The organism is Kitasatospora sp. NPDC051853 (assembly GCF_044452665.1).
In the GTDB taxonomy this organism is placed as follows: Bacteria; Actinomycetota; Actinomycetes; order Streptomycetales; family Streptomycetaceae; genus Kitasatospora.
Map to the genome: position 1 here is coordinate 5,619 of NZ_JBITBY010000022.1, position 16,773 is coordinate 22,391.

The 16,773-nt window shown below is 72.0% G+C and carries 23 protein-coding genes; 8 read left to right on the forward strand and 15 right to left on the reverse strand.

Annotated features, from left to right (window positions below):
* The 3 genes from ACIA8O_RS38630 to ACIA8O_RS38640 form a co-directional block, all read left to right on the forward strand.
* Positions 1 to 506 (forward strand): tetratricopeptide repeat protein (locus ACIA8O_RS38630; protein WP_396298760.1); only part of this gene is annotated, 506 nt, incomplete at its 5' end.
* Between the two features lie 181 nt (positions 507 to 687).
* A complete protein-coding gene (locus ACIA8O_RS38635) occupies positions 688 to 1,062 on the forward strand; it encodes a helicase associated domain-containing protein (RefSeq protein WP_396298761.1) in 375 nt (124 codons plus the stop codon).
* Complete coding sequence (locus ACIA8O_RS38640) at positions 1,059 to 1,181, forward strand: hypothetical protein (protein WP_396298762.1); 123 nt, start codon at positions 1,059 to 1,061, stop codon at positions 1,179 to 1,181. Before ACIA8O_RS38635 ends, ACIA8O_RS38640 begins: the two co-directional genes overlap by 4 nt.
* Positions 1,182 to 1,188: 7 nt before the next feature.
* On the opposite strand, the gene ACIA8O_RS38645 is transcribed toward ACIA8O_RS38640, so the two are convergent.
* From ACIA8O_RS38645 to ACIA8O_RS38665, 5 genes are all read right to left on the reverse strand, one after another.
* Positions 1,189 to 1,404: a hypothetical protein gene (locus ACIA8O_RS38645; RefSeq protein ID WP_396298763.1), complete on the reverse strand. Its 216-nt coding sequence runs from the start codon at positions 1,402 to 1,404 to the stop codon at positions 1,189 to 1,191.
* 125 nt (positions 1,405 to 1,529) lie between these two features.
* Positions 1,530 to 1,781: a hypothetical protein gene (locus tag ACIA8O_RS38650; RefSeq protein ID WP_396298764.1), complete on the reverse strand. Its 252-nt coding sequence runs from the start codon at positions 1,779 to 1,781 to the stop codon at positions 1,530 to 1,532.
* Positions 1,782 to 1,869: 88 nt separating this feature from the next.
* A complete protein-coding gene (locus tag ACIA8O_RS38655) occupies positions 1,870 to 2,127 on the reverse strand; it encodes a hypothetical protein (protein ID WP_396298765.1) in 258 nt (85 codons plus the stop codon).
* A 10-nt stretch (positions 2,128 to 2,137) separates the two neighbouring features.
* Positions 2,138 to 2,371: a hypothetical protein gene (locus ACIA8O_RS38660; RefSeq protein ID WP_396298766.1), complete on the reverse strand. Its 234-nt coding sequence runs from the start codon at positions 2,369 to 2,371 to the stop codon at positions 2,138 to 2,140.
* A 131-nt stretch (positions 2,372 to 2,502) separates the two neighbouring features.
* Complete coding sequence (locus tag ACIA8O_RS38665) at positions 2,503 to 3,114, reverse strand: RNA polymerase sigma factor (RefSeq protein WP_396298767.1); 612 nt, start codon at positions 3,112 to 3,114, stop codon at positions 2,503 to 2,505.
* A gap of 500 nt (positions 3,115 to 3,614) precedes the next feature.
* Between ACIA8O_RS38665 and ACIA8O_RS38670 the strand changes: the two genes are divergently transcribed.
* The 3 genes from ACIA8O_RS38670 to ACIA8O_RS38680 all read left to right on the forward strand — a co-directional run bounded on the left by ACIA8O_RS38670 (position 3,615) and on the right by ACIA8O_RS38680 (position 5,147).
* Positions 3,615 to 3,980: a hypothetical protein gene (locus tag ACIA8O_RS38670; RefSeq protein WP_396298768.1), complete on the forward strand. Its 366-nt coding sequence runs from the start codon at positions 3,615 to 3,617 to the stop codon at positions 3,978 to 3,980.
* Between the two features lie 91 nt (positions 3,981 to 4,071).
* Entirely contained in the window at positions 4,072 to 4,815 is a 744-nt protein-coding gene (locus ACIA8O_RS38675) for a hypothetical protein (RefSeq protein ID WP_396298769.1), read from the forward strand.
* Complete coding sequence (locus ACIA8O_RS38680; protein WP_396298770.1) at positions 4,815 to 5,147, forward strand: hypothetical protein; 333 nt, start codon at positions 4,815 to 4,817, stop codon at positions 5,145 to 5,147. Before ACIA8O_RS38675 ends, ACIA8O_RS38680 begins: the two co-directional genes overlap by 1 nt.
* Before the next feature lie 191 nt (positions 5,148 to 5,338).
* Here ACIA8O_RS38680 and ACIA8O_RS38685 read toward each other — a convergent pair whose 3' ends face one another.
* The 6 genes from ACIA8O_RS38685 to ACIA8O_RS38710 all read right to left on the reverse strand — a co-directional run bounded on the left by ACIA8O_RS38685 (position 5,339) and on the right by ACIA8O_RS38710 (position 9,905).
* The gene (locus tag ACIA8O_RS38685; protein ID WP_396298771.1) at positions 5,339 to 5,896 is read right to left on the reverse strand and encodes an NUDIX domain-containing protein; all 558 of its coding nucleotides are present in this window, start codon (positions 5,894 to 5,896) and stop codon (positions 5,339 to 5,341) included.
* Positions 5,896 to 6,255 (reverse strand): hypothetical protein, encoded by a 360-nt coding sequence (locus tag ACIA8O_RS38690; RefSeq protein WP_396298772.1) that lies wholly within the window; start codon positions 6,253 to 6,255, stop codon positions 5,896 to 5,898. The genes ACIA8O_RS38685 and ACIA8O_RS38690 overlap by 1 nt, the downstream gene beginning before the upstream one ends.
* 144 nt (positions 6,256 to 6,399) lie before the next feature.
* Positions 6,400 to 6,798: a hypothetical protein gene (locus tag ACIA8O_RS38695; protein WP_396298773.1), complete on the reverse strand. Its 399-nt coding sequence runs from the start codon at positions 6,796 to 6,798 to the stop codon at positions 6,400 to 6,402.
* A gap of 200 nt (positions 6,799 to 6,998) precedes the next feature.
* Entirely contained in the window at positions 6,999 to 7,916 is a 918-nt protein-coding gene (locus ACIA8O_RS38700) for a nucleotidyl transferase AbiEii/AbiGii toxin family protein (RefSeq protein ID WP_396298774.1), read from the reverse strand.
* Between the two features lie 86 nt (positions 7,917 to 8,002).
* Entirely contained in the window at positions 8,003 to 9,151 is a 1,149-nt protein-coding gene (locus ACIA8O_RS38705; protein WP_396298775.1) for a type IV toxin-antitoxin system AbiEi family antitoxin domain-containing protein, read from the reverse strand.
* Positions 9,152 to 9,305: 154 nt separating this feature from the next.
* Positions 9,306 to 9,905, reverse strand: coding sequence for a hypothetical protein (locus ACIA8O_RS38710; protein WP_396298776.1), 600 nt, complete (start codon positions 9,903 to 9,905; stop codon positions 9,306 to 9,308).
* 134 nt (positions 9,906 to 10,039) lie between these two features.
* Between ACIA8O_RS38710 and ACIA8O_RS38715 the strand changes: the two genes are divergently transcribed.
* Positions 10,040 to 11,884: a zeta toxin family protein gene (locus ACIA8O_RS38715; RefSeq protein ID WP_396298777.1), complete on the forward strand. Its 1,845-nt coding sequence runs from the start codon at positions 10,040 to 10,042 to the stop codon at positions 11,882 to 11,884.
* On the opposite strand, the gene ACIA8O_RS38720 is transcribed toward ACIA8O_RS38715, so the two are convergent.
* Positions 11,848 to 12,135 (reverse strand): hypothetical protein, encoded by a 288-nt coding sequence (locus ACIA8O_RS38720; RefSeq protein ID WP_396298778.1) that lies wholly within the window; start codon positions 12,133 to 12,135, stop codon positions 11,848 to 11,850. The two genes, ACIA8O_RS38715 and ACIA8O_RS38720, sit on opposite strands and share 37 nt — an antisense overlap.
* Before the next feature lie 194 nt (positions 12,136 to 12,329).
* On the opposite strand from ACIA8O_RS38720, the gene ACIA8O_RS38725 reads away from it, so the two are divergent.
* A complete protein-coding gene (locus ACIA8O_RS38725) occupies positions 12,330 to 15,116 on the forward strand; it encodes an ATP/GTP-binding protein (protein ID WP_396298779.1) in 2,787 nt (928 codons plus the stop codon).
* A gap of 77 nt (positions 15,117 to 15,193) precedes the next feature.
* Here the strand turns inward: ACIA8O_RS38725 and ACIA8O_RS38730 are convergent, their stop codons facing one another.
* The 3 genes from ACIA8O_RS38730 to ACIA8O_RS38740 form a co-directional block, all read right to left on the reverse strand.
* Positions 15,194 to 15,493: a hypothetical protein gene (locus ACIA8O_RS38730; protein WP_396298780.1), complete on the reverse strand. Its 300-nt coding sequence runs from the start codon at positions 15,491 to 15,493 to the stop codon at positions 15,194 to 15,196.
* The gene (locus tag ACIA8O_RS38735; RefSeq protein WP_396298781.1) at positions 15,490 to 15,771 is read right to left on the reverse strand and encodes a hypothetical protein; all 282 of its coding nucleotides are present in this window, start codon (positions 15,769 to 15,771) and stop codon (positions 15,490 to 15,492) included. Before ACIA8O_RS38735 ends, ACIA8O_RS38730 begins: the two co-directional genes overlap by 4 nt.
* A gap of 103 nt (positions 15,772 to 15,874) precedes the next feature.
* Positions 15,875 to 16,591 (reverse strand): hypothetical protein, encoded by a 717-nt coding sequence (locus ACIA8O_RS38740; RefSeq protein WP_396298782.1) that lies wholly within the window; start codon positions 16,589 to 16,591, stop codon positions 15,875 to 15,877.
* Positions 16,592 to 16,773: the final 182 nt, after the last annotated feature.

The window sequence follows — 16,773 nt, forward strand, 5'->3', positions numbered from 1 at the left end:
CGTGGAACAACCTCGGCAACACGCTGCGCGACCTGAAGCGCTTCGACGAAGCCCTCACCGCCCACCAGAACGCCCTCAACATCCACCAGGACCTCGGCAACCGCCACGGCGAAGCGGACGCGTGGAACAACCTCGGCAACACGCTGCGCGACCTGAAGCGCTTCGACGAAGCCCTCACCGCCCACCAGAACGCCCTCAACATCCACCAGGACCTCGACGATCGGCACGGCGAGGCCATGGCGTGGAACAACCTCGGGACGGCCGCACGGAGCCTTGGGGAGTTCGGGCGAGCAGTGGAGGCTGGCGAGCGCGCCGTCGCCCTGTTCCACGGGTTGGACGACCTGCACCTAGTCGGCGAGGCCTCCCACGAACTCGCCGACACCTTGCTCGCCGCCGGACGCCCTGCGGGCGAGGTACGGGCGGTACGGGAGGCCGCGGCGGACGCCTACCGGCAGTCCGGCAACGAGGAAAAAGCCAACGAGGCACTCGCCAAGCCGGACGAGTAACACCGAACATCCCGGGTCCGTCCGCTGGGGGGATTGCCGGCTCGGGCCAGGGGTGTGGCACCGACGCGGGCCCTGGTCGGCGGGTACGCCATCGGGGCCTGGCTGCTCTGCGGGCTGCGGCCAAGGTCCCGGGGGGGCGGAGGGCGAGGCGGGCGAGCTCGATCCGGAGCGGCGGGAGCAGTTGGAGGCGATCGACCCGTGGTGGGCGCCGCGCTGGCCGATCACCTGGCAGCGCTCCTACGCCACCGCCAGGTCGTGGTGGCTGGAGTCCGAGGTCCGGGTGGACCGGGCCACGGTGCCGCTAGCGGCCGAGTTCGAGGGCGAGGCGCTCGGGCGGTGGGTGCAGGCGCAGTGGGCCAGGTTCGCCGGGCTCGACCAGGAGCAGCAGGACCTGCTGAGCGCGCTCGGCGTCGAGGAGGACCAAGAGCTGGCCGCTGTCCGGGCGAAGGTGGCGGCCCGGCCGGGCAGGAGCCGCGGTGACCGGTTCGCGGCCGGCCTCGCGGCGCTGGCCGCGTCGTCGCCGAGCACCAGCACGCGAAGGTGCCTCGCGAGGTGACGTTGTTCGCGCTGGGCACCTGGCTCAACAACATCAAGAGCCGCAGGGCGGGGCTGACGACGGATCAGCTCGCACAGCTCGCCGGGCGCGGCGTGGAGTGGGCGGCGGCGGAAGCGTGAGCTCCTCCTAGCGCATCGGCTTGGACTGGTAGCTCATCGACGAGCTGCCCACCGAGGCGAAGCCGATCGCCAAGCCCATCTCCGAGCCGCCCACCGAGATGAAGCCGATCGCCAAGCCCATCTCCGAGCTGCCCACCGAGATGAAGCTGAGCACCGAGTCGAGGGTGGAGTGCTGGCAGATCGCCGAGAGCGTGTCCGGCGTGGTGCCGGTCGGGGAACGCAAGAAGGCCGTCACCTTGTCGGTGACGGCCTTCGGGGGCGGGTACGGCTGGTCGGCATCGTGTGTTGGCGGCGCCGTGGGCGCCGAAGTCGTGGGGGATGCCGTTCCGGTGGTCACCTCGCGCGGGGTCAGGCGTTGCGGCGGCGCAGGGCGCGCAGGCCGAGGTCGTAGGCGAGGACGGCGATGATCAGGACGACCAGCGGCCAGATGTAGCGGTCGTCGAGGGGGAACTGCTGGCGGCTGAGGGCGCCGGCGGTGGTGGCGGCGCCGACGACTGCGGTGCCACCGGGGATGGCGGCGAGCCGCGGTACGCGGATGCGCAGGTGGCGCGGTGCGTCGTCGGCGGGGTTGAACGGGGTGAGTGCGTTGTGCTCGGTCATGGCTTCTCCGGTTGGTTTCGCTGGTGTGGTTGGTGCTGGGCGGTGCCGGGGTCCGCTGCCCCGCGAGCGGGGCAGCGGACCCTAGGTGCTAGACCCGCCTGAGCTGCAGACGTGTCAGCAAGTCGGCCTGGGACGGGCGGAACCCTGCCTCGAAGGGACGGAACGCGGTCTTGGCCCGGTCGGCGAAGGCGGCCAGGTGCAGGGCGCCGAGCAGCACGGCCACGGCGTTGACGAGTCGGGCGGCGATGTGGCAGAAGGTGGCCGCCAGCATGGACTTGGCGACCTCGATGCCCGCGGCGACGATCTGTTTGGCCCGCCTGGTCTGTGTGGGTCGGTCGGTGCTCATGTGCTGTTCCTTACCTGTGGTTGGTGGCCGGCTTGGCCAAGGTGGGCTCGCCGGTGAGGTTCCCGGGCGGGAGGCTCGCGCGCAGGCGGGCGAGCAGGCGCTGGTTGCGGGGGTTGTTGGCGGTGCGCGTGGCGGCCCCGTCGAAGGCACGGTTCATGGCCTGTCCGAGCGCCTCGAGGATGTCGGGCACCGCGGGAGGCGGTGGTCCTTCGGTCGCGGGGCCACGGCCCGTCTGGTCGTTCATTCGCTTCGCTCCTCTGGGAGAGACGGTGAGTGCAGTTCGCTTCTCGAGCGGACATCGGAGCCCTCCAAGACCCCGACCCGGAGGCACGGTGCGCTCGCGCGCACCGTGCCAGCTAGACCGGGCCCGGGTTGCTACAGGTCCAGCTCACCGCGCAGCTGATCTTCGTTGTGCTTGAGTCGCTGCCTGGCCTTGGAGAGGTTGGAGCGGACCCCGTCGGGCGTGATGTCCATCGCGGCGGCGGCTTCCGCGGTGGTCATCCCGACGACTTGGGTGAGGTAGAGCGTCTCGAACTGGCGAGGCGTCAGGTACTTCTCGCACACCCGGACGAGATCACCGAGGGTGGGGCCGTCGGACGCGTCCTCGTCCTCGTCGTCGAACTCGGCCGCGGCCCGCGCCCACCGGTCCCACTCCTCGGAGTCTCCGGCGACCAGCACCTCACGCTTGCCGATCTTGTGCCAGTGCTTGACCAACCAGTTCGAGATCGCCTGGTACAGGTAGGCGCCGGGGTTGGTCATCGGAGGGAGGGTGCCTTCGTTGGACTTTTGGAGCATCGTGGCCGTGACCTCCACGGTCCCGTCCTCGATCCAGTCCAGCGACCAGCCCTTCGCGCGCAGGCCGGGCATCGCCTTGCGGGCGTACACCCACAGCTCGTCCGGGCTCAGCTCCCGTCCCAACGGCTTCGCCGGGCCGGTGCTCCCCTCCCGTGGGGGGTCACCGGTGGCAGCGCCCGTCGTGTCGTCCATGAAGATCCTCTCGGGGGCAGGGCCGGTGGTGCTCGGCCCGAAGAACAAGGGAACCCAAGGCGGTTCGGCGCCCCAGTGCTGCGCCGCTCCACCCTTGTGCACCGGGTAGACCCCCGGACCCCGCCCACGTGTCAGGCACACTCGTGTGATCCCAGTCACAGATGCACCGTCAGATGCACTACGCCCCAACCCAGTTGGATCGAACGCTGCTCCGACCGACCCGGCCCCGCGCGGATGGAGGCCGGCCCGAATGACGAAGCCGCCTCGTACGCCGCGGGCAACGGACCGCGAGACCGCCGGCCGGCCAGTCGCCTGGTTCAACGGGGACCGCCCCGGCCCCGGACCCTGCCGAGGCGGCGGAGGTCGAGGCGGGCGCGCTCGATCCGGAGCGCTGGGCGCAGCTGGAGGCGATCGATCCGTGGTGGGCGCCGCGCTGGCCGATCGCCTGGCAGCGCTCGTACGCCACCGCCAGGTCGTGGTGGCTGGAGTCGGACGGCCGGGTGGACTGGGCCGCGCTGGACGTGGAGACCGAGTTCGAGGGCGAGAGCCTGGGTCGGTGGGTGCGGGCGCAGCGTGGCGCGTTCGGCGAGCTCGACCTGGAGCAGCGCGACCTCCTGGTGGCGCTGGAGATGGGCACGGCGGGGTGGGACGGTATCGAGCGACGGCGAGGCGTTCGGGAGCGGCGGGCCGCTGCACCGGGAACGGCGGTGGTGCCGGTGCCGTCCGGCGGCCGGTCCGCCTGGCGGTCGCCGGAGCGGCTCGGCGCCGTCACCGGCACGTGGCTCGCCGATCGTGAGCCGCTGGCGGATGATCGTCCGTTTCCGCAGGTCAGGGCACTGCTTGGCCTTCCAGCGAAAAGATCTTGAGCACTTTGTAGGGTCCGGGCGATTTCCCGACATAGAAGTCCCCGACTAGAACCTTCAAGTGCGAGAGTGGCTGTTGCCGAAAATGACAGAGATGATCATGGAGTCGAGGGGCATCGAGATCGACCCCGCGAGCTTCCACGAGGACGCGGAGCTGTACCTGGCCGTCCGGGCCGACGGCTTCGCCGGGCCGAGGTACGAGCTGATGCGCGAGCAGCTGTGGACCTACGCGGTCAACGCCCTGGCGGGCATGATGCGCAGCGGGGTGATCGGTGAGCGCTGCCCGCGGGCTGGGCTGTGGCACACCGAGGTGGAGATGCTGCGCCGCAACCGCGATCTGCGGGACCAGCTGTCGCTGGACACGGTGATCGGCGCGGACGCCTCGTGGTTCAACGGCGAGTACGGCCTGCGCAGCTGGGACCCGGGGAAGAAGGCCGGCCTGCGGACCTACTTCATGGGGAGTCTGCTGTCCTTCGAGCTGCCCAACGTCATGAGGCGCTGGCGCAACACCCGGCTCCGCGAGGAGGCGATCGCGGCGTCGCTCATCCCGCTTGGGCGCGGCGTGGACGGTCTGGACGCGGTGGTTCTGCGGGACGTCCTGCGACAGGTGCTCGAGGAGGCCACACTGACGCAGAAGGGCATCTGCGGGCTGATCTTCACCGAGGACCTCACCCACAAGGAGATCGGCGAGCGGCTGGGCGGCAAGAGCGCGGCCGCCGTCGCGGCGCAGCTTCGACGTCTGCGGGTGACGGCCTCCGCCCTGGTGCGCTCGGGCCGCTTGGACGTTCCGGCTGGCTACCTGGGCGGCTTCGGGGCTGTCGAGGACGGTGGGGTCTGATGCCACGTACCGGGCTGGGAGCCACCGTGCTGACCCCCGTGCTGGGGGCCCTGGCCGGCGCCCCGTGGACGGTCATCATCATCGCCTTGGCGCTGGTGCTGGTCTTCTTCGCGCTGCAGACGCTGATCCCCCAGGACTCCAAGGACCGCCTGGCCTGGTGGCAGGACCGCCGCGCCCACACGGTGCGCCGCCGCCGGGACCGCGAGCTCAGGCGCACCCGCCGACGCCAGGACCGCCTGGAGAGGCGTCGGAAGAAGGCCGACCCGACCCCTCTCCCTCAGGCGGCTGCTCCGGCGCTCGCGGAGTCCGCTGCACGGGGTGAGGTCCGGTGAGCACCGGATGGGGTGAGGCGGGCGTCTCACCCCATCACCCGGCGGTGACGTCGAAGCGCTCTGGGCACGCGGTGGGGCGCCGCAGAGGCCGTCTCCGGCCCGTGCTCCGGGCCGGACCAGACTGTGAGCCGTTCCCGGACCGGACCGGGAACGGCCACGGGCTGATCACCGCACCAGGCCGCTCAGGCCGGTCACCGCCAGCCGTACGAGTCGTCCGTCATCGGCTCCAGCAGCACCGCGTCGGCGGCCGGGTTGTTGAGGACGGCCAGGGCCGGCCCGACCGCCGGGTAGAGGTGGAGGCCGGCCGCGCGCAGCACGTCCACCCAGACCACCTCGGCGACGTCGTCGGCGTCCAGCTCGGCCGCCGCGATGCTCTGACGGACGGTCAGCGGGACGCGGACGACGTGGAGCAGGTGGAGACGGTGGAAGAGGCCGTCGCGGCCGGGCCGGGTGGTGAGCTGGTCCTGGACGTGGCGCAGCCGCGGGGGTTCGGGGAGGTGGGCGACGTCCAGGGCGAGTTCCTCTAGGAGCTCGCGGGCGAGCGCCTGGGTTGTGGTCTCGCCCGCGTGGACCGGGCCGCCGGGGACGGAGAACTGCTCGCCGCAGCCGGGCTTGTGGCGGCGGATCAAGCAGAGCTCGCGGCCCTGGAGGATCAGCGCGGACACCCGCACCGCCACGGCCGGCACCCCGGCCGCGCCGAGGGCGGGCGCGGTAGAGTCGGCGGCCGGGCCCGGGGTGGGGGTCGGCATCACGCGCGCTTCTCGGGTGGCCAGATGTTCCAGGCCCGGCGGGACAGCGCCCTGCGGTGGGCGGCGATGTGCTCGGGCATGAGGCTGCCGTCGTGCTCGGCGAGCGGGACGGTGGGCACTGGGCCGGGGTAGCAGGCCCTTTCGAGCCACTGCTCGGGGTCCGGGTAGGCGGCGTAGGCCTGGGCGCGGAGGTCGGCGTCCCACTTGTCGAGGGCGGCCCAGGATCCGAGGCTCTGGTCGTAGACGGGCATGGTGAAGTCGGGGTGCAGCGGCACCTCGGCGGCCGGCTCGGGGGCCTCGGCCTCGTCGGGGGTCTCGGTGGTATCGGTGCTGGTGGTGGGGGTGATCGTGTCGGACACCCCGGGATCGTAGACGGTGCCGCCGACGGATCGGCGCCCGGCCCGCCGGGTGCCGTCCTGGTGGCACCGGCTGGCCCAACCGGCGGGCCGGGTCGCACGAGGACGTCGTCCTGGTCGTGCACGGGGGCCTGGACGCTCGTCCCTCTACCGTCCCTCGGCTGTGGCGGTCCGGGAGGGCCCGGGCGGCGGCCCGGGCCACTCGGCCGAGCTGGTGCCGGGGGAGATCGTGGGCAGTGCGTCGGCGACCGGGGCGGGGACCAGGGTGTGGAGGTCGACGTGGACCCACACCGGCTCACGGTCGAGGCCGGACTGCACCCGGGCCATCCACTCGCCGCTGGCCAGCTGCCGCCAGCCGGTCAGCACGGTCGGGCGCCACCGGCCGGTCGCGCGGACGTAGACCGCGAGCAGGTCCGGCCGCGGCTCCTTCGCCGTGGCGAGCTCGGCCTCGGCGACCCGCCGGACGGCCGGCAGGTACGGGTTGCCAGGGTCGGGGATCTCGTCGGCGGGCAGGAGCGGGACGAGCGGGCGGCGCAGGTCGGGCATGCGGTCACCGTAGCCCCGGCCGGGGGGGCAGGGCCACGCCCGGTGCCTTCACCGACCAGTTGCTCCGGTCTCCGGCCGGTGACGTCCAGGAGCAGGCCGTCCAGCTGGCCGCCAACCAGCTCGCGGTAGGCGCGGCCCTCCTCCGACCCGGCCTGCTCCTCCGGTTCCGCAAGCGTGGCGGTGCGGAGCGTTGTTGAGCGTCAGGCCCAGGTGCCGGTTTGCGGGTCCCAAGTCCCTTGCGGCGCCGTCTCGGCGAGCAGCGGGTTGAGGAAGGCCTCGGCGTAGGGCGTGGCGCTGGGGATGTCCTGGCAGCCCTTGAGGCCGATGACGAGCGCAGCCGCTGTCGGGTAGCCCTTGATCCAGTCGTCCTCGTCCGGCAGTGCGAACATGGTGGGGAGGGCGACCGTCGATCCCCGGGCGGTCCTGCGGGTGGCCTCGCGGCGCAGGGCACTGTGGGTGGTGAGACCGTCGAGAGTCTCGTTCTGGGCGAGCAGGAGCAGGTCTGCGAGGTCACGGTGTCGGCTGGAGACGCCGGTGGCGTACTGCTCGTACATGGCGCAGATCTTGTCGACGACGTGGTCAACGACGGGGTAGAGCATCGCCTGGGGCCACTCGACCGGCCATTCCAGTGCGACGAGGGGCGCGAGGATGCGCGGTTCGGGAGTACCGGTGGTGGTGCGGCCGACGACGATGTCGACCTTCACCGAGTGGACCTTGGCGGTTCCCAGGTAGACGTCCAAGGGGAGTTCCGCGCCTTTGGTCGGGTCGCCGTGGAGTTTCGCGGGTCGGGGGGCGAAGCGCAGGTGGTCGTCGAGCTGGTGGCCTGCCGCCTTGACGAGCGCCGCGACGGCCTCATCAACCGAGAGGCCTGGGGATGCCGCCTGGAGGTCGAGGTCGCGGCTGAGCCGGGCGGATCCTTCGTAGCGGACCAGGAGGGCCTGGCCGCCCTTGATGAGCCAGCCGTTGGGGTCGACGGTGAAGACGCGGGCGGCGAGGCGGCTGAAGTAGAAGACCGACATCAGCTCCGCGATGTTGAGGCTGTGCTCCTTCGCCGCCTTCCGGGCCGCCTGGTTCAGGGCTGCCCGGAAGGCCTGAGGGGTGTCGTACGTCTTGCCCACGCGCTGCTCCGTCGGTAGTTCCTCCGTAGGAGCTTAGAGCTTCGGTGGGATCACCGGGCTTGGGACGTAGGACGGTTGAGTGGCCGTCAGTTCGGCCGGTCGTCCGCTTCACCCGCTTCCTCGTGCTCGGGCGCGTCCGCTGCTGCTGGCGGCAGCGCGGGTGGCGGCGGGGTCTGCGGGTCGGCCGTCTCCATCCCTGGCCGTTCTTGGGCGGCGCGCAGGGCAGTGTCGAGGATCTGGTTCGGGGTCGTGACGTTGGCGAGCAGGGTGGCCCGCAGCCGCTCGGCGAGCGGGGTGGTCATGGCCTCCACGTTGGCGCGCAGTTGCTCACCCATGCGCTCGATCGCCGCGTTCAGTTCCCCGGCGTACGGGGCGGTCATGCGCGCGAAGGCAGTGTCCATCGCCTCGGTGAGCATCCGAGCGAGGTCGGCCTGGCGGTCGGTCATGATCTTGTCCAGCTCGCGCAGCGCTGGGGGAAGGGGGATCGGCTCGATGACGGCGGGCAGGGTCAGGCGGCGAACCGTGTCGGCGGCCCCGTGGGCGTAGGCGGCTGCCGCAACCTGCTTGACGTCGTCTCCGCGCAGCTGGGTGCCGGCTTGGGCGACGAGGTGGTCGATCAGGAGGCTTCCGTCTGCTGTGGCGGCCAGTCCGTACGGCCGGGTGAAGGGCTGGACGCGGTCGGCCAGGGTGTCCACGGTGATGAGGCCGCGGTGATCGGCGTCCGCGATGACCCCGCCGACGTGGCCGGCGTCGGTGTGTGCGCGCAGCAGGTCCACGATGGTGCGTTCGGGTGTGGTGACCGGGAGTCCGTCGACCAGGGTGATGTCGGCAGGGGCGAGGTGGGCGACCGGCAGGCGCACGTCGGGTTCGCGGGTGACCCGGCGACGCGGGACGGTGATCTCCACCTGTCCGGCGGGGATGTCGCCGAGTTCGTGGAGCAAGCACGCGGAGGTGTGGGAGATCACGCCCGAGTCCGGGTCCGCGGCTTCGCGTTGCCAGGCCGGCTTCTCCGGGGCCAGGCGCAGCCAGGCCGCCTTGATCTCGAGGTGGGTGGGGTAGCCGGCGGCGGGGACGAGGTAGACGCTGCGGCTGACGCGTTCGAGCAGTCCGGCTTCGGTCAGGCGCATGAGCCGCACTCCACTCACGCCGTGGGCGGCGGCTTGCTTGGTGGTGATCAGGCCCCATTGGTCGGCGGCGATCCCACCGATGATTACCATCTGTTCAGCCCGGTCCATGCATCAATACTTACATAGCTGCGCAGCGTTCATTACATGCTGGATGTAATGAACGCTGCATCGAGATGGATCGATGGCTTGCCTTGGATGGCAGGTGCAGATCCACCATGGTTCTCGTCCCGCCCCCCGAGTGGACCGCGCAGCTGCGGGTGCTTCAGACTGGCGAGTTCTCGGGACCGCCTGCCGGGCGGGTCACCACAGTGACGTTGATGCCCGCGGGGACTTCGACGGTGATGTTGCCACGGTCGTCAGCCGTGACGACGGCTTGGCCCAGGACCGTCCGGCGGGCCGGCCGATTGAAGTCCCCGTGCCAGCCGCCACCGGGAGCGACGGTGATGTTGGCGTCGCCGCCTTCCAGCTCGATGACGGAGCCAGTCTTGACCGGGGTGGCGTCTCCCTTGGCCCAGGTGCGGGGCGCTGCCGTGCCGGCGAGGTGGGCGAAGCGATCGGAGATGTCACCGTGGAAGCGGACACGGCGACGGCCAGGCCGGGCCGGGTCGTCGATCAGCTCGTAGCCGGGCCTGGTGCCGTCGGCGCCGTGGTGGCTCTTCACCTCGAACACGGCCAGGACCTTGCCCTTGGCGCAGCCGACGACGTAGTCGATCTTGTCGGGGTCGAAGCGGGTGAAGCGGGTGCTGTTGGGCTGGCTGGGGAGCCAGTCGCCGAGGATGCGCTCGGCGAACTCCTCCGCGGTGTCAGCGTCGAGGGCGGACTTGGCGTTGACGTAGAGGACCTGGTCGTCGGGGCCTCTCACGGCTGCTCCAAGGGGTTGGCGGTGCGGGGGCTGGTCTGACGCTATCCTAGGGCAACATCGAAGCGTCTTCCTGTGAAGTTCTTCATGTTCCTTGTTGGTCCGGCAACGCTGGGAGCGGTCGGGTGGATGTGGACTTGGCCGAGGCCCCCCTGGCCGCGGCCCGGTGGCAGCGGATTCTGGACGAGCGGATCCTGCCCTCCGCGCTGCACGCGGCGGTGCCGCAGAACCGTCCGGTGATGGTGCTGGTCGCCGGGCAGCCCGCGGCGGGTAAGACGTCGACGGCCGACTTCGTGCACACCGGCCTCGGCGCGCGGGGCGGCGCCGTGCGGGTGGCCAGCGACCTCTACAAGCCCTTTCACCCCGCCTACCAGAGCTTGGTGGCGGCCGATCCGCGTACCGCCGGGCGCCTGGTGCGCTCCGACGTGAGGGCCTGGGCGGCGGCGGTGGAGGAGCGGGTCCGGGCGGGGCGGTTCGACATGGTGGTGGAGACCGCGCTCGCCGACCCTGACGAGGTCCGCGCCCAGGTGGCCGCCGCCCGGGCAGCCGGCTACCGGATCGAGGTGATGGTGGTGGCCACCGCCCCGGCGTGGAGCCAACTCGGCATCGCCGAGCGCTACATCGCCCAGGTCCACACCGACGGCGCTGGCCGCTACGTCGGCTGGGACAACCACGACCGGTGCCTCGAGCAGCTGGTGGCCACACTGGCTGTCGTCGAGGACGAGTGCCTGGCCGAACGGGTCAGCGTGGTGCGGCTCGGCGGCGATGTCCTCTACACCAACACCCGCACCCCCGGCGGGGCCTGGGAGCTGCCGGCTGCGGCGTCGGCGGTGGTGGCCCGCGAGCACGGCCGCCCGTGGACCGCGAAGGAGTCCCGCGCGTTCGAAGTGCGCCGGGTGGCGGTCGACCGGGCGCTGGCCGACCAGCGGGTGGCCGACGACCATCGCCTCGCCGCGGTCCGGGATACCGCCCGCGCCCTCGCCCTGGCCGAACCGGTGCGCCGCACCACCCAGCCGCTGCGCACCCCGCCCGGCACCGCCCACCACCGCCTCTCGGCCGCCGAGCACCGGCAGATCTTCGAGGAGGACATCGTCCCGCTGCTCCTGGACGACATCGTGCCCAGCGAGCGGCCCGTCGCGATCTTCGTGCTAGGTCAGCCCGGCGCGGGCAAGACCCGGATCGCGCACACGATCCTGCACGGCCACCATGGCGGCAGCCGGCCCACTCACCTGAGCGGCGACAACTTCAAGAGCGCCCACCCCGACTACTTCGAGCTGATGAGCACCCACCCGCGGACGGCGGGCGAGCTGATCCGCGAGGACTACCAGGCGTGGCAGCGGCAGGCCTTCGGTTACGTGCGCGAGCGGCGCGGCAGCGTCCTGATCGAGATCGCGCCCGGCAGCGCGGCCTCCTTCGCGAAGGAGGTGGCCGGCTTCCGGCGGGCCGGGCACCGGATCGAGGTCGTCGCGATGGCCGTCCGCGCGGCCGACAGCCGCCAGGGCACCGCGCTGCGCTACGCCGCGATGCACACCAAGGGCGTCCCGGCCCGGTTCACCACCGCCTCCGGGCACGACCGGTGCCTGGCCGCCGTCCAGCAGGTGCTAGCCGCCGTCGACACGGGCACCGAGGTGGACTCCGTGCTGGTCGTGAAGCGAGGCCACGAGGTGATCTACCGCAACCAGCGCGGCCCGGACGGCCGGTGGGAGAAGACCGGCCGGGCCGCGCTCGCCCACCTGCTGGAGACCACCCGCCCTTACACCGACACCGAAGCCCGGCTCTTCGCCGAGCGCCACCGGTACCTGGCCGCCCGGCTTCCCCAGTACCGCCACGACCTGGCTCAGATCGCCGCGCTCGCCGCGCCGCTGATGCCCCCTCACCTGAGGCCCGCTCAGCTCACCGCTGCCGGCCCGGCGACCAGCCTGCCGCTCCCGCGCCGGGCCGGCGGTCAAGGGCCGGACAGCTCCGCGAGCAGATCCGCGTAGCGCTGCTCGACCTCCGCCAGGCGCTCCACGCTCATGCCGCCGAGCTCCCGCTGCACCTGCTTGGCCGCCGCCCGTACCGCCGCCAGCTGCGCCAGCCTGCCGGCGTCCGGGGATTCCCGGCGTCGCTCAAGGCCTGTCTGCTGATGGCACCAGGCGATCACGGCCTCCACCGCGTCCACCGCCCGCTCCAGCCTGGCGCCGTCGGCAGTCGCATCCCCCCGATCGTCCCGGCGAGGATCGTCGTCGTGCACTGCGGGCCCCTTGCAAACGTGGATGGAGGTTTGCATTCTCCGCCGCGCCCCGTGCCGCGCCAACCCGGCCCCGCCCGCCTGCCGCGGCCGCCGTGGCCGAGAGGACGTCAGGGCACGCGGCCGGAGCGTAAGTTGGTGACCTCCACGCTCCGGCGTACGGGGTGATCAGGGTGGGCGACAACGGGGGAAGCGACATGGCCGGCCAGGACCTGCGCGCGCTGTTCGGCAGCAACGACCGCAGCATCGCGGCGGCGGAGGCGTTCACCAACCGGCAGGCGCAGTGGCGGGCCGTCGGCTCGGCGCTCGCCGCACATCTGCGGCACGTGACCGGGCCGGCCTTCGACGTCGAGGACCTGGAGGCGCCGCGCGACAACGTGCTGGTGTTCCACGGCGTCGGCGGGATCGGCAAGACGACCCTGTCCCGAAAGATCGAGGCCTCCCTGACCGGGGACGCCGGGCGGCCGGAGCAGTGGCCGCCGCTGGCCGGCCTGCCCGAGGTGCCGCTGCTGCCGGTGCGGATCGACCTGGCCCGCTCGGCCGGCACCGACTTCGAGCGGATCGTGCTGACCCTGCGCCTGGCCCTCGCAGGCGCTGTCGGGCGTCCGCTGCCAGCCTTCGACATCGCGCTGCGCCGCTACTGGGAGCACACCCACCCCGGGGAACCGCTGGAGGATTACCTCCAGCGGGCCGGGCTCGCGGCGAAGTTCGGGAAGGCGCTGCCGCAGCAGATGCAGTCCGCGCTCGGCGAGGTCGCCCAGGCGCTGCTGCTGCCCGGGATGGTCGGCACCGCGGTCGGACAGCTGACCGGGGCGTTGGTGGGTGCGCTGCGCGAGCGCCGGCAGCAGGTGAAGGCCCTGGCTGGCTGTGCGCGGCTGGCGGATCTGCTGGAGGCGGAGCCGACGATCGACGCGTTGTCCTACTACCCGCACCTGCTCGCCTGGGAGCTCCAGCGGCTGCCCGCGCACAAGCAGGTCGTGCCGGTGGTGCTGCTGGACACCTTCGAGGACACCGGTGACCGTACCCACCGGGAGCTGGAGCGCCTGATCCAGCGGCTGGTGTGGCTGATGCCGAACGCGCTGTTCGTGGTGACCGGCCGCAACCGGCTGCAGTGGGCCGAGAGCGGGTTGGCCGGGCAGCTCGACTTCACCGGGCCCACCGCCTGGCCAGGGCTGGCGGAGCCGCCGGCGCTGCCCGGCGCCCGCCAGCCCGACGACGAAGCCGCTCAGCACGGGAACGAGCGGGCCGCCGGTGGCGGCGCGGTCTACCGGCAGGTGCTGATCGGGGACTTCTCCCCCGAGGACGCCGACGACTACCTCGCCCGCCGCCTCACCCAGGACGGCCGGCCCCTGATCGGCGACGACCTTCGGCAAGTGATCGCCGCCCGCTCCCACGGCCTTCCCCTCTACCTCGACCTGGCCGCCGCCCGCTTCCTCGACCTGCGCCGCGGCAACCGCACCGTCACGGCGGCCGACGTCGACTACGACTTCCCCGCCCTCATCGCCCGCACCCTCCAAGACCTCACCGGCGACGAGCGCCACGTCCTGCGGGCGGTGTCCCTGCTGGCCGCCTTCGACCTGGACCTGGCCACCCGGACGGCCGGCCTCACCCACCAGGCCGCCGCCCAGCGCCTGGCCGAGCGGGCCTTCGTCCAACGCGACGACTTCGCGATCTGGCCGCTGCACCTGCACGCGCTGATCCGCACCACCCTGCGCCGGGCCGATGACCACTCCGACGACCGCTGGTCCCTGGCCGACTGGCGCGCCGCCGCAGCTCGCGCCCTCGAGGCGCTCGGTGACCAGTGGGCCGGATCGCCGGCGGGCGGGCGCCGCCTGCTTGTCGCCTGCCTGCGCCAAGGCCTCGTGCTGTCGCGGGACTTCGACCTGCCGCTGGGCTGGCTCACCGACGCCGCCTGGGTCTACGTCGATGACTCGGTCTGGGAGCCGGTCACTCCCGCCGCCTCGGACCGCCCCTCCCCCATCGGTGCTGCTGGTGGCCAGGCGGACACCGCCGCCGGCCCCAACCGCCCGGCCGGCACCGGCACGGCGCTGGTGACCGCTGCTGATGCCCTAACCGAACTCCTCGCCGCGCTCGCCCGCCGCCAGCACGAGCACCGCTCCCGCACCATCACACGCCTGGCCGCCGTCGCCACCAGCGGCCTGCTCCCCGAAGACCTCGAGGACCTTGCCATCTACTACCGCGCCAAAGCGGAGCGCGACCTCGGCCAGCACGCCGCCTCCCGCACCGGGATGCAGCAGGTCGCCGAACGCGGCGGGCGCCGCGCCCCCGCCGCCCGCCGCGGCCTCGCGCACCTCGCCCGCCTAGCCGGCGACTTCCCCGCCGCCCACGCCGCCGCCCAAGGCCTCGGCTGGAAAGGCCGCGAACAGCGTGTCCTCGGCGACATCTACTGGCCTCACGCCCACCTCACCCGGGCCGCCGACCACTACCTCGCCGCCCGCACCGAAGCTGAGCAGCACGCCGTCGCCGGCGAGCGCGCCACCAGCCAGGCCCAGCGCGCCTACGTACTCGCCTTCACCGACCCCGCAGTCGCGGACGACGAGATCGACCTCGCCACCCACCTGCTCACCGGCCTCACCCTCACCGCCACCACCTTCACCGTCGCCACCGCCCGCCTGCTGCGCGACGCCGGCACCGGAGTCTTCGAGCGCCCCGCGCTCCAACTGCGCGCCGACACCGGCAACGCGGGGATCGCCGCGTCCCGGGCCGCCGTCGAGCTCGCCTTCGCCTTCCACCACGCCGTCGACGGCGACCAGCCGGGCCACGCCGACGCGCTTGCCCGGCTCGCGCGGATCACCGCTGACGGGCACCACCAGCACTACCTCGACATCGCCCACTTCATGGCCGGCCAGGACCCGTTCATCGCCACCGACACCCGCTGGCTCGACCCCGAAGCCCAGGTCCGCGCCCGCTGGCACCACCTCGTCCAAGCACGCCGCGACCACCTCACCGCCACCGGGCGCTGAACAACCAACGGGAAAGGGGCAGGTACGAAATTCGTACCTGCCCCTCGTGTGCTGAGGCCCTGTCAGCCGACGGCTGGTCAATCCGCCCGCAGGATCCGGGAGATGTAGATCGCGGGTGGGTCGGTGGCCTCGTTCACCGCGTACTCCACCAGGCCCAGGTCGTGGCGCAGCGGCGCCGAGTGCATCCCTGGCCGGCCCGGTACCGGCATGCTCAGGTGCGGGAACGGGTTTTCCCGCAGGTCCACCAGGAAGGCCACCGTCGCGGAGAACACCTCCGGCGGGGTCTTCAGATCACCGAGCAGCTCCTCCGCCGTGGGGGAGAGGGTGATCGGGTCGTCCTCGTAGTACTCGGGCCCGTCGAACCCGAAGTCGCTCACCGCTCTCCCAACCGACGAAGCACTTCGGACGCGGGGACACCCGGCGCGGTGCCGGCCTGGACGGCGGCGTGGATCCGGTCGCCCTCCGGATCGCGGTAGAGCTCCGCGCGCAGCCACCAGCGGCGCAGCACGCCGCCGATCTCCTCGTCGGTGGCCTCGCCCATCTCCCGGTAGAACTCCATGCGCTGGGCCGGGGGGAGGGCGGCGGCGACGGCGTCCTGGGTGCGGGGGATTGGCTGGGTGCCGTCGTGGTGGCCGTGCAGGGGTGCGGCGCTCACCGTGCCTCCGAGGTTCGTGGTGCGAGCGGGTCCGGCTCCAGTCTCCCGCACCCGGCAAGTGCTTCGCGACGGTCTGGCGCAGAGTGTCCTGCGTACCACCACGTCATCTCCGGACAGGGGCCTCCAGCACTTCGTCCGCTCCGCTGGATCGCGCGGCGGGAAGAACCGACGGGGGAAGCTGCGCGAGAGGTTGCTGGCAGCAGGGGCAGCGACTCGGGAGCGCCTGAGGATCGATGCTGAACGGTCCGAGGGTCACCGATCGCGCGTCCACGACTGCTTGCTCTCGTCGCGTCTGCAGGTTCGCCAGCATCCGACTGAGCCGCAGCCAGTGGATGTTGCAGAGCCACCGTTCACGCTTCCTCTGCGCTTCAGCGCGACGCCAGGCAATCTCGGCCGGATCGTATGAGCTTCCGCAGTAGGTGTTGACGATCCGAGTGAGGTCTACCAGGTCCGTGGCCGACAAGCCCCATCTCTTGGGGTCACCGATGCCGCCTTCGAAGACCGCTCTGACCTCCGACTTCGCAGGTGGGCTGTACCCCTTCACTGTCGGGGAGTATCTCAACCGGGGAACTTCGAGGACCAAGGCCTCCCACAACCAGTGCTGGGCCTCGGACGCTACGCGCCTGACCCCGAAGGAGTTCGCGGAGTACGAATCAGGGAAGTCGACCTCCTCCGTCAGACTCAGCGTCGAGGTAGCCCGCTGGATGTTCCAGAGGTCAGTCCGGAAGAGCTTGTTCCCGAGGGCCTGCCAGCGCATCACCACGGGGTACGGTTCGGGGCCTTGGGCACGATCCAGGATCTTGAGGATGTCCTGCTGCAACGGGCCGATTCTGCGAGGCATGCCTGGAGGATTACTGCCCTGCAGGTACGGCGGGTGCTCCCACGCGGGTGCTTCACTCGAAGTCGTGGCTGCGGGCGCGCGAGGTTGCCATCGGTCAACTCGGCGCGTGCTTCATGCTCGGCACGCGGAGGCCGAGCGGGAGCGGCCCCGGTTGTGGGCGT